Raw genomic sequence first — 11074 nt, forward strand, 5'->3', positions numbered from 1 at the left:
TCCCGCTCGTTTCGCAGCTATATTATGAATTTTGAAACTTCTTTTCTTTCTGCCGATTACCTGAAACACGGAAATACGAAACAACGGCGTCTTTGGAAGGATTTAGAGGAACATTCGATTTTAGGAAGAATTTCGAAATTCAATCCGGTCCTTGCAGGAACCATTCCCTTAGAGATAGATCACGAGCAAAGCGACGCGGATATCCTCTGTTCCTTTTCCCAAATCGAAGAATTCTCCGAAGTCTGCACTTCTTCCTTTTCCGTTTTTTCGGACTTTAAACTGGAACGAAAAAAATTTCAAGACGCGGATTCGATCGTTGTCCGTTTTTATACAAGAGAATTTGCATACGAAATTTTCGGACAAAGAATTCCGGTAATCGATCAGATGGGGCTCGTTCATCTTCAAGTGGAACACAAAATTCTTTCCATTGCTGGAACGCGCTTTCGAGACAACATAAGCGCTTTAAAAAGGAAAGGATTGAAAACGGAACACGCGTTTTGCGATCTGTTGGGAATCAAAGGGAATCCGTATCAGACGATATTCGATCTGCATCTTTTTTCGGATGAAGAACTGAGAAATTTCGTTCTGACGTCCGAGTTTTTTTCAGTTTCGGATACGTGAAAGTAGAAGCGACAGCTTTGTACGCGCATTTTTCGCAGAATGAAAAGAGATTTGAATCCAGCTTGACAAGTGAAATTTTTTGACGATCTTAGTGATCCCGTATAAAAAAATTTTTTCTTATAGGTCTCGAGAACATGAAAAAATCTTTCAAATCCTTGCTCCTTACCGTCGGAACTTTATCGATTTGTTTAACCCTTGGAGCTCAAAAAAGCAACACGATCAATTTCGATGCGGAACTCTATGCGCAGATCGTCCGCCAAAGCTCCTATCAGTACGGAGCGATTCTTAAATCCCGCAAAGTTCTCAAAGACCACAACAATTGGAAGAAGCCGATCGATACGGCGTTCCGCAAACTTGCGGATTCTTCCGGAAATCCGACGTTCCCGATCGTTTACAATCTAATCCAAGACAATTCGTTTAACGCGTTCGCTATGGCGGGCGGTCAGTTCTGCATCAACTCCGGAACTTTGGATATTTTGGATCAGGTGATTACGAACTCAGAACCGGACGCAAAAGATAAGATGGGCTTTTACCGCGAACGTTACATCGCGGGCGTTTTGTCGCACGAGCTTTCGCACTATTACAACAAACATACCTTCAACGCTGTTAAGAAATTCTATCAGTTAAAGGAGAATCCGACGGGCGAAGCCGTACTGGACAACGTGAAGTTCTCCCAAGAACAGGAAGTCGACGCGGATCAAACGGGATTTCAACTTCTTAACAAAGCCGGATACGGCGGAGAATATATGATCCGCACTTTGGAATTGATGAGCGACATCGACAATCAATACAAAGAATACATCGTGAGCAAAAAATTGGATAAAGTAAGTCCCGAATCCATGACCTCCTTGTATTTTACGAGTCATCCGTCTCCGAACGATCGTCTTTCAAGATTCAGCGGGGATAAACAGGAACTCTATTCTCTTCTTGCGACTTTGGAAAAAACGTACGACGATATTCAGTTCGGAAAAAATCTGGATCAGGCCAAGTCCAATCTGGAAAAGGCTCTTTCCAAATTTCCTGGAAACACGCATTTGGAAAAATCTTACGCGGTTTGTCTTCATAAGATTTGGATGGCGACTGCGAGCAACGACGATCTGAAAATCAAACCGGTCATCGATATGCCTTCCTTCCGCGATTCGATGATCTTCCCGGGAGGACTTCGCAAAAGAGCCGTTATGCGGGCAATTCCCGGAAATCAAGCCGCTTACAACAAAGCAAAAGAAGCCTATCAAAAGGTGATCGTTAAAACCGAAGATCCGTATTTTATTTCGAACTACGCAGTTCTTCTTTCCTATTCCACCGAAGAAAACGATATGAACGTGGCTAAATCGCTCGCCGGTAATACGGTTCGAGCGGAGAATTCCATTCCTCTTGCGAATAACTTCGGCGTGGTTCTTTACTGGACGGACGATCAGGATAAGGCTTTGGAAGTATTCAAATCCGTCGCTACGATGGTGGACAAACGCGTTCAATCCTTCGGAGAAAAGGCGAAATCCAATCCGGACATTCAAGCGTATCTACAGGGAATCGGAAATTCGATCCGTCAAAAAACCCAACTCGATCCGGATTACGTTTACGAAAACTTCACTCCGATTTTGAATTACGTTCTTCTTGAATCCTACAAGGAAAAAACTCCGAAAACGAAACAACTCGCAATGTATTATCTGGAGAATTACGATTCTTCTTCCGGTTGGGCTAAATACACCGCGGATCTTCACGGAATCACCCTTCCCGATCCTTCTCAAACTCCGAAACAAAACGTGTTTAAAGTCGGAGGCGTTGGTCCGGGAGACAAACTCGAAGACTTATTAAAACTCTGGGGAAAACCGGACAAGATCCAAGTCGATAAATCTTCCGGCAGCGAATTTTATATCTACAGCAAGAAAGAAACTTCTTTTCTTTTGAGCATCGGATCGATTCTTCAAGTGAACGCGTACGGAGACAACAGTCCCGGTATCGACAAGGGAGTTCCGATCGGAGCGGATCGAGGTTCGGCGGAAAGGGTTTTCGGAAAACAATTCCAGAAAAGCGGCCCTTATCTCGGTTACACGCAAAACGGAAACGCGTTCGTGAAATACAGAAAAAACAAAGTGGATCAGATCATTCTTCAGTAATTTAGAATATACGAATGCATCGTGAAAAAGCCTTGGAAAGAATCGAACCGATCCAAGGCGATCTCACTACGCTGAAAGTGGATGCGATCGTAAACGCCGCCAACAATTCTTTGTTAGGCGGTGGCGGAGTAGACGGCGCGATCCACAGGGCCGGCGGGCCGGCCATCCTCGAAGAATGTTATAAAATCCGAGACAAACAAGGCGGTTGTAAAACCGGAGAAGCGGTTATCACGACTGCGGGAAGAATGCCCGCTCGATTCGTAATCCATACAGTCGGTCCGGTTTGGAAAGGGGGAAAAAATCAAGAAGATCTACTTCTTTCCAACGCGTATAAAAGCAGTCTTATATTGGCGAAAGAATATTCTTTGACCACGATCGCCTTCCCGAATATCAGCACGGGCATCTACGGTTTTCCTAAAGATCGAGCGGCAAAAATCGCGATCGAAAGCGTTCTTGAATCTTTAAAAGAAAACGACCCGATCGAAAAAGTATTCTTCGTTTGTTTCGATACGGAGAATTTCGAAATTTACAAAGCCTTGCTTTCGTTTTCAAAATAACCCCGCGTGAGCGATCGAGGCGGAATCAAGCGATTGCAATTTCTTTCCTATTCTTGGACGAGTTTAGATTCGATCGCTTGATTGGAGCAGAGAGCGCGACTCCGCGCGGACTCGGAATATTTTTTATTTTTCTAAAAACTCCGCGGAGACACGCCCCGAGAAATGCCTTCGAAATCGTTTAGACCTTTTTTAACTTGTTCTGATAAGCTCTTTTTTACGTTTTATAATCATTTAAGCAGAACATTCGTTCTGTTTTAGAACAATTCTATGTTCGATTCGCGTGAAAAAAACCTTTCCTCCCCGCATAGCTGTTTTAAACAGGTTCTATTCCATTGAAAATCCAAGAATTGGTATAGTTTCATGAGAGAGATAAAAACAGTTACAGTATTAGGCGCGAACGGTACTATGGGCGCCGGTTCAGCAGCAATCGTTGCCTCATTCGGGAAGGCAAAAGTCCACATGCTTGCACGGGACATAAGCAAAGCGAAAGAAGGTATTGAGAAAGCGATCGGCTCGGTTAAGACGGATACGATTCGTCCAAGACTGATTCCCGGTTCTTACGACGCGGATTTGGAAAAAGCCGTGGCGGAATCGGATTGGGTCTTTGAACTCGTTGCGGAAAGCTACGAAGTAAAAGAACCGATCAACAAAAGAATCGCGAGCTCGAGAAGACCTGGCACAATCGTTTCCACGGTTTCTTCCGGTCTTTCCATCGAAAGACTTTCCAAAGCCTTCGACGAAGACGGACAAAAGCATTATTTCGGAACTCACTTCTTTAACCCTCCTTACAAAATGATTCTTTGCGAACTCGTTTCTCACAAAGGATCGGATAAGAAAGTTCTCAAACAACTCGGAGAATATCTGGATAAAGTTTTAGGACGCGCGGTCGTTTATACGAACGATACTCCTGCGTTTGCCGGAAACAGAATCGGATTTCAGCTCATCAACGAAGTCGCTCAAATTGCGGAAAAGTATTCCGATAAGGGCGGGATCGCTCTGATGGACGCAATCATGAGCGGCTACACCGGAAGAGCGATGGCTCCTCTGGACACTGCGGATTTCGTAGGACTCGACGTTCACAAAGCGATCGTGGACAACCTCTATGAAATGACAAAAGACGCGGCTCATTCCACTTTTAAAATGCCGGGTTATTTCCAAAAGCTCATCGATAAAGGTGATTTGGGAAGAAAGGCGGGCGGCGGACTTTATAAGATGTCCAAAACTCCGGACGGTAAGAAGGAAAAATTAGTCTATAATATAGGCGCCGATCTTTACGAGCCGGTTCCTAAGTTCGACATCGATTTTATTCGTCAGGCGAACCGAAGAATTTCCGAAGCGGACTACACTGGCGCAATGAACATCGTAAAAGAAGCAAAAGGTTTCGAAGCGGACCTCGCGAGATATTTCATCGCAAGATACGTTAGTTACTCTCTCTCGATCGTTGGCGAAGTGGTGGACACAAAAGAAATGGCGGATCTCGCAATGGGAACAGGATTTAACTGGGCTCCCGCTTCCGCATTCGTCGATTTCTTAGGCGGACCTAAGGATGCGATTCAACTGATCGAAAAAGCAAAACTTCCGGTTCCTGAAGTATTAGCAAAAGCGAAACCAGGGAAGCCGTTCTACGAGCTGAAGGAAAAGCTTGACGCTCGTTCACTTTTCAAAGGATAATTTAGGGGAGAAGGTATCACCATGAGCGATAAAATTTACGTCCTCGGCGGGGAACAAACCGATTTTCAAAGAAACTGGACCAAAGAAGGAAAGACCTTCATGTCCTTAATGCGCGAAGCCGTTCAAGACGGACTCGCGGCTGTCGGAATTACTCCCGATGAAATTAAAAAACTGAATAAACAAAATCGAATCGGAATTTTCGTAGGAAACTTCGACGCGGAACAGTATGCAACTCAAGGTCACTTGGGCGCATTCTTAACCGAAGTCGATCCCGCATTCTACGGAATTCCAGGCGGTCGTTTTGAAGCCGCTTGCGCTTCCGGCTCTATAGCGCTCGACGCTGCCGCTACAAAAATCCGTGCGAAAGACTACGATGTTGCGATTGTTCTCGGAATCGAGATCATGAAAACCGTAAGTTCTTCCGTAGGCGGGGACTTTTTAGGAACAGCCGCTTACTACGAAAAAGAAGCGAAGGGAGTTCAATTTCCTTTCCCGAAACTTTTCGGAAAACTCGCGGACGTAATTCTTGAAAGATACAAACTTCCGGAACAGAGATTCATGGGAGCTCTTGCAGAGATTTCCAGAATCAACTACGACAACGCAAAGAGAAACCCGAAAGCGCAAACTCGTTCTTGGTTCATGAACAAAGAACACGCAAACGCAAGAGGCGGAGAATACAATATGGCTGTCGGAGGAAGACTCTGCATCACCGATTGTTCTCAAGTAACCGACGGCGCTGCGATGGTAGTTCTCGCGAACAAATCTTATACTGAAGAATACGCGAAAAAAAGAGGAAAGAAGATCAACACGATCCCAAGACTGAAAGGTTGGGGACACAGAGTTGCTCCGATCACTTTTGACGCAAAGGTTGCGGAATCTAAAGGAGACAAATACATCCTCCCTTGGACCAGACAAACCGTAAAAGACGCTTATGACAGAGCGGAACTCGGAGTGAAAGACATCGACGTTTTTGAAACTCACGACTGTTTCACTTCTTCCGAGTATGCGGCGATTTCCGCTTTCGGAATCACTCAACCCGGAAAAGAACACGAAGCGATCGAAGACGGCGTGATCGACATCAACGGTAAAAAACCGATCAACCCGTCCGGCGGACTTATCGGAGTCGGCCACCCGGTTGGAGCTTCCGGAGTTCGTATGATGCTCGACCTCTACAAACAAGTTACCGGCACTGCAGGCAACTATCAAGTAGAAGGCGCTAAGAACGGATTGATGCTGAATATCGGCGGGTCCGCAACGACTAACGTGGTGTTTATCGTAGGAAAATAAGAATGAGTTTAAGAACTGCGAAAGATTGGAATCAATTTCTTTTAAGGCTGTTTATCGCCTTCGGTTTTTGGGAAGTAATTTCCGTACCGCTTCGCAGTTTGCTCTTTTCTCGTTTTTACTACGACCCTGCCTATAAGGGTTTCTTCCAATCCGTTGGTATGATCTTATGGGTGGGGCCGATCGTCGCGGATCTGATTCAGGTTTTCTTTTTGGGAATTCTGATTCGTCTCGCGAAAGATTCTCTTCCTACCGGCATCGTCGGTGGATTGATCGTCGCAATTTGTTTTTCTCTCGCGGCCTATGTCGGTCCCGCAATTTCCATTTTGAACTTTATCAACGCGCTTCCAAGCCTCATCGTTTGGCTTTGGGTGTTCTCGCAATTTTTACTCACTCTCATTTCTTCTTTAATCTTAGCCTACACTTCCGACGAAGAGTTTTGAATCGGAGAATTTTTTCTCCGGTTTAATACGAAGGGTTCCGTTTTTCTTTTTTTGTGGGAGTTCCAACATTTCTGGATCAAAAATTGAACTTGCGTGAAGTTTGATTTTGTGATATTGGGAGATTTCCGGATTTCCTTCCCACCGCCGCACCCCCCACCCAAGTTCAGGGTGGGGCTCGTTTGTTTTACGGAAGATTCAGCTCAAACAAGATGCACCGAATTGCAATGCATACAGGTCACTCCGAATCGGAAAGTCCATCTACAGTCGCCTTAACTTCCGTTTTTCATTTAATTTCTTTTTTGAAATCGGATGCCCGTTTTTAAATTCTCCCTCAAAAACGGTTCCGTCGGAATATTTCAATTTTCCGAACCCGTTCGCAAAATCATTCGCGAAGATTCCATCAAAGCTTTCTCCATTTATGCAAACATAGCTGCCCTTCCCTACTTTTTGGTTTTCTCGAAACATTCCCCGAAAAACACATTCTACGTTCGAATCCGGGACAAAATTTGCCCAGGTTTTACATCCCTTATCATCGCAGTCCCCGTTCTCAACCCAAGTTCCGTAAACGACTTTTCCGGTATTCGGGTCGGTTCGTTGAGCCTTGCCTCTTATGGAAGAATCTTTACGAACTCCTGAAACCGTTTCCCGATTTTTGAATTTAACTTCCGCGTATCCTTCTAAGATTCCGTTTATAAAAGTTCCTTTGTATTCATTCCCGAAAGAATCGATCAAAACGCCGTTTCCATTCTTACAATTCCCGGCTAAACAAGTCGTCGGCGATTGAGGAAAAATGGAGAAGAAACCAAAACAAAATAGAACGAATAGATTTATTCTCAATGTAGAAGCATAACGATCTCGCGAATCGCCAAAAAGTAAAAACTTCAAACTTTGAATCAATGAACGCTGCATCGTGTTTATAAAGTACAACCTAAAACGACTGAAAAGTTTCCCTATTATTGAACTCAACTCGAAACAATCCTTTTTTCAATCCGCAAACTCAACACCCTCACGCCTTGGGTGTTTATTCGCCTTTCGACTGAAAGTAATTTTTTCACTGGATTCATTTGTCGGAAGAATTATATTTTGACCGAAAAATACTTGCATGTATCGAAAGAACGAACTATGCAACGAAAATTCAGAGGGGAAAACGGATGAATCGAATTCTAAAATACTTCGCCCTTAGCGTCGGTTTCGGAGCCGCGTTGCTCTACGCTTTCTATTTCGTATTCTCCAGACCCAAAGAAATATTAGAATTTTATGATCCGTATCACGAAAACCGGCCTCTCGCGGAAGGTTCGAAGCTGATGGTCGCTTCCGGACATCCACTGGCAACAAAAGCTGCGCTTCAGATTTTAGGACGAGGCGGCAACGCAGCGGATGCGGGAATCGCCGCCTTACTTGTGTTAAACGTAACACAGGGAGAAGAGGCTTCTTTTCCGGGCGTCGCTCCTTTGTTATATTACGACGCAAAAAGCGGACAGGTCGAAAGTTATATCGGGGCCGGTAAGGCTCCTTCCAAAGCAACGATAGAATACTTTCGTTCGAGAGGTCACAAAACGATTCCTAGTTTGAAATATTCTTCCCAACTCGTTCCTGCCTCTCCGGACGTAATCATAGCCTTTCTAAAAAGATACGGAACGATGAGTTTCGAACAAGTCAGCGCTCCTGCGATCGAAATAGCCGAACAAGGTTTTCCGGTTCACAAAATCTTGATGCGAAACCTGAACATGAATATTTTCAAACGAATCGGATTCTCCGTTCTCCTACCTTACAACGCGGAAATCTATTTGGAAAATCGATGGTGGAAACCGCTGTATCATAAGGAAATTTTCAAACGGCCCGTTCTTGGAAAAACCTTACGCGAACTCGCGGATAAGGAAGCCGAGGCGAGACGTTCCGGTGCGGATCGAAGCCGCGCCTTAGAAGCCGTGCGAACGTATTTTTACGAAGGACCTATCGCGCAAAAAATCGTAAAGGCGCACGAAGAAAACGACGGCACGATTACGCAAAAAGATCTCTCAACCTATTCGGGAGATTGGGAAAAACCGCTGCGGGGATCTTACGGTCCTTATATGATCTTTTCCAATCAAACTTGGAATCAAGGCGCGGTCGTTCCGATCGTTCTTCAAATTTTAGAAGGAATCGATCTGAAATCGATGGGACACAATTCTCCGCAGTACGTTCATACGGTGGTCCAAGCGATCGAACTTGCTATGGCGGATCGGGAAAAATTTTTCGGAGATCCGGCATTTGTAAACGTTCCAAGCGAGGGTCTTCTCAACAAGGAATATGCAAGCGAACGAAGAAAACTTTTACAACCGACCGCCTTCGGTAAAACACCTCCACACGGAAATCCGTTCGCATATCAAAAGAAGAATTTAGGTCATTCTTCCGATTGGAAACGTCTGAATCCCGAAAGGAATGAATCACAATCAGCAGCGAGATTCCTCGAAAACAGCTCGCGTGGATTCGGTTCTGTTTCGGATTCCGACTCGCTTCTTGCCTCCAATCAGGAACTTTCTTTTTGGGAACGAAGCGGGAAAATCGGAAGGGACACAACCTATCTCAGCATCATCGACGCTCAGGGAAATTCTCTCTCTTTGACTCCGAGCGATTTTCCGCAATCTCCGATGATCGATGGGGACATTACGCTCGGGATTCGTATGACCCAATTCCGTCTTGATCCGGATCATCCGTCCGCTCTGCTTCCCGGTAAACGGCCAACGATTACGCCTAACGCGTCAATGGTTTTTAAAAACGGAAAATTCCTGATGAGTCTCGGAACGCCGGGAGGCGATATGCAAACCCAAGCGACCATACAAGTTTTTTTGAATATGATCGTATTCGGAATGAACGCTCAAGAAGCGGTGAACGCACCCCGATTCCGTTCTCTCAACTGGCCGGATTCTTTTGCGCCCCACAATTATTATCCGGGCCGCATCGAATTGGAAAAGGATATTTATGAACGACACGGCAAGGTTTTAAAAGAACTCGGATATGATGTAATCGGAAGAGATGTTTGGGAGTATGATTTCGGCGCGCCTTGTATTTCCCTAAAGGATCCGGTTACGGGAAAACTTTACGGTGGAGCCGATCCAAGAAAAGAATCCTGGGCCGAAGGTCGATAAAATAGAGAAAAACGAATCTTTTCGTGAGATCCTATTTTCGTCCTTCTTTCTTAAGCTACTGCTTTTCTTCCCGTTATCCCTGTGGCGCATCCCCCGAAGTAGGTTTTGCGTTCCACATCCAATCCAGCGGATTCGAAAATTCTCGCGATCGAATCCGAATTCTGAAACGATTCCGTATACTTCCATAACATCTTGTATTGGGTCGGATTCCCCAATATCAATTTTCCGAAAAACGGAACTACGTATTTCAGATGAATCTTATACAAAAAATATAATAAGAAGTTTTTAGGACTCGAAACTTCGATATAGGAATATCTTCCGCCCGGTTTCAAAATGCGTTTGGTTTCTTGCGCCAAAATTTCCATCTGCCCGCGATCGAACGTCTTCAAACCGAAGGCGGATATGACAATATCGTAATGATTCGCCTCAAGACGGTTTTCTAAAACGTTCTCGTGAATGACTTGGATTTCGTTTCGGAAAGATCGCCGATTCTTCGCGTTCGCGTATTCAAGCATACCGTCCGAAAAATCCAGTGCAGATATCCGCGAATTCGGAAAATTCTTTCTGAGTCCTCCCCATGTTTCGCCCATTCCAGTCATCAAATCGATGATCTCGATTTTTTCGTTCGTTCGAGGAATCGAATTTAAGAATTGTCTGCGCCATCGAATGGAAAAGCCGAAAGAAGTGATGAAGTTCACCCTTTCATAGGTTTTACTCATTCCGTTAAATAGTTCTTTGATATATTGGGGATCGTAGTTTGCGCTCATGGATTCGGTTCCGCAACTACAACAAAACCGATCACAAGTTTTGAGATAAATCGAGCTGAAATTCAGCCTTCTTTGTTTTGCCTTTGGAATTCTTTTAAGTCTTCTTCTAAAACGGCTCGCACCTTTGGCGGAATCGGAATGCTGGATTTTTTCACGTGATCGAACGTAACTTGAACCGTTCTGGCAACTGCAAATACTTCCTTCGTATTCGATTCCACGATCTTGGATTGAAAGTCCCAAGAACTGTTTCCGATCCGAGTCACGCTCGTCTGCACTTCCACCTTGTGATGCATTTCGATGGATTTCTTAAGATCGATCTCGATTCTCGCGAGAATAAAAGGAACCTCGAAAACGCCCTTCACGTTAAAACGACGCTGACAATAATCCACTCTTCCGATTTCAAGATACGCCACAAAAACCGAATTGCTCACGTGCGCGAACGGATCCATATCCATCCATCGAGTCTGAATCGGAGTGGAAATCATA

10 protein-coding genes are annotated in these 11074 nt (G+C 44.8%); 7 read left to right on the forward strand and 3 right to left on the reverse strand.

Annotated features, from left to right (window positions below; all coding sequences use genetic code 11):
* Nucleotides 1-24 precede the first annotated feature (24 nt).
* The 6 genes from DLM76_RS04680 (at nt 25) to DLM76_RS04705 (ending at nt 6693) form a co-directional block, all read left to right on the forward strand.
* Nucleotides 25-621: a DUF4269 domain-containing protein gene (locus DLM76_RS04680; protein ID WP_118964461.1), complete on the forward strand. Its 597-nt coding sequence runs from the start codon at nt 25-27 to the stop codon at nt 619-621.
* 134 nt (nt 622-755) lie between these two features.
* Complete coding sequence (locus DLM76_RS04685; protein WP_118954725.1) at nt 756-2738, forward strand: M48 family metallopeptidase; 1983 nt, start codon at nt 756-758, stop codon at nt 2736-2738.
* A gap of 14 nt (nt 2739-2752) precedes the next feature.
* The gene (locus DLM76_RS04690) at nt 2753-3295 is read left to right on the forward strand and encodes an O-acetyl-ADP-ribose deacetylase (protein WP_118964462.1); all 543 of its coding nucleotides are present in this window, start codon (nt 2753-2755) and stop codon (nt 3293-3295) included.
* A 360-nt stretch (nt 3296-3655) separates the two neighbouring features.
* Nucleotides 3656-4966: a 3-hydroxyacyl-CoA dehydrogenase family protein gene (locus DLM76_RS04695; protein ID WP_118954722.1), complete on the forward strand. Its 1311-nt coding sequence runs from the start codon at nt 3656-3658 to the stop codon at nt 4964-4966.
* A 21-nt stretch (nt 4967-4987) separates the two neighbouring features.
* On the forward strand, nt 4988-6253 hold the full coding sequence (locus DLM76_RS04700) for an acetyl-CoA acetyltransferase (protein WP_118954721.1): 1266 nt from the start codon (nt 4988-4990) through the stop codon (nt 6251-6253).
* A gap of 2 nt (nt 6254-6255) precedes the next feature.
* On the forward strand, nt 6256-6693 hold the full coding sequence (locus tag DLM76_RS04705) for a hypothetical protein (RefSeq protein WP_118964463.1): 438 nt from the start codon (nt 6256-6258) through the stop codon (nt 6691-6693).
* Between the two features lie 258 nt (nt 6694-6951).
* Here DLM76_RS04705 and DLM76_RS04715 read toward each other — a convergent pair whose 3' ends face one another.
* Nucleotides 6952-7602, reverse strand: a complete 651-nt coding sequence (locus DLM76_RS04715; protein WP_118964567.1) for an MORN repeat-containing protein — start codon at nt 7600-7602, stop codon at nt 6952-6954.
* Nucleotides 7603-7844: 242 nt separating this feature from the next.
* Here DLM76_RS04715 and DLM76_RS04720 point away from each other — a divergent pair, with 242 nt between their 5' ends.
* Nucleotides 7845-9821 carry a gamma-glutamyltransferase family protein gene (locus DLM76_RS04720; RefSeq protein ID WP_118964568.1) on the forward strand — a complete coding sequence of 659 codons (1977 nt, stop codon included), beginning with the start codon at nt 7845-7847 and terminating at the stop codon, nt 9819-9821.
* A gap of 50 nt (nt 9822-9871) precedes the next feature.
* Here DLM76_RS04720 and DLM76_RS04725 read toward each other — a convergent pair whose 3' ends face one another.
* Both DLM76_RS04725 and DLM76_RS04730 read right to left on the reverse strand, forming a co-directional pair.
* Nucleotides 9872-10588 (reverse strand): class I SAM-dependent methyltransferase, encoded by a 717-nt coding sequence (locus tag DLM76_RS04725; RefSeq protein ID WP_118964465.1) that lies wholly within the window; start codon nt 10586-10588, stop codon nt 9872-9874.
* Between the two features lie 62 nt (nt 10589-10650).
* Nucleotides 10651-11073: an acyl-CoA thioesterase gene (locus DLM76_RS04730; RefSeq protein ID WP_118954717.1), complete on the reverse strand. Its 423-nt coding sequence runs from the start codon at nt 11071-11073 to the stop codon at nt 10651-10653.
* Between the last annotated feature and the right edge of the window lies 1 nt (nt 11074).

The sequence above is a fragment of the Leptospira yasudae genome, assembly GCF_003545925.1.
Taxonomy (GTDB): domain Bacteria; phylum Spirochaetota; class Leptospiria; order Leptospirales; family Leptospiraceae; genus Leptospira; species Leptospira yasudae.

Coding starts and splice junctions, on each gene's coding strand:
- DLM76_RS04680 (WP_118964461.1), top strand. CDS start 25: ATGAATTTTGAAACTTCTTTTCTTTCTGCCGATTACCTGAAACACGGA.
- DLM76_RS04715 (WP_118964567.1), bottom strand. CDS start 7,602: ATGCAGCGTTCATTGATTCAAAGTTTGAAGTTTTTACTTTTTGGCGAT.
- DLM76_RS04720 (WP_118964568.1), top strand. CDS start 7,845: ATGAATCGAATTCTAAAATACTTCGCCCTTAGCGTCGGTTTCGGAGCC.
- DLM76_RS04700 (WP_118954721.1), top strand. CDS start 4,988: ATGAGCGATAAAATTTACGTCCTCGGCGGGGAACAAACCGATTTTCAA.
- DLM76_RS04690 (WP_118964462.1), top strand. CDS start 2,753: ATGCATCGTGAAAAAGCCTTGGAAAGAATCGAACCGATCCAAGGCGAT.
- DLM76_RS04730 (WP_118954717.1), bottom strand. CDS start 11,073: ATGATTTCCACTCCGATTCAGACTCGATGGATGGATATGGATCCGTTC.
- DLM76_RS04725 (WP_118964465.1), bottom strand. CDS start 10,588: ATGAGCGCAAACTACGATCCCCAATATATCAAAGAACTATTTAACGGA.
- DLM76_RS04685 (WP_118954725.1), top strand. CDS start 756: ATGAAAAAATCTTTCAAATCCTTGCTCCTTACCGTCGGAACTTTATCG.
- DLM76_RS04705 (WP_118964463.1), top strand. CDS start 6,256: ATGAGTTTAAGAACTGCGAAAGATTGGAATCAATTTCTTTTAAGGCTG.
- DLM76_RS04695 (WP_118954722.1), top strand. CDS start 3,656: ATGAGAGAGATAAAAACAGTTACAGTATTAGGCGCGAACGGTACTATG.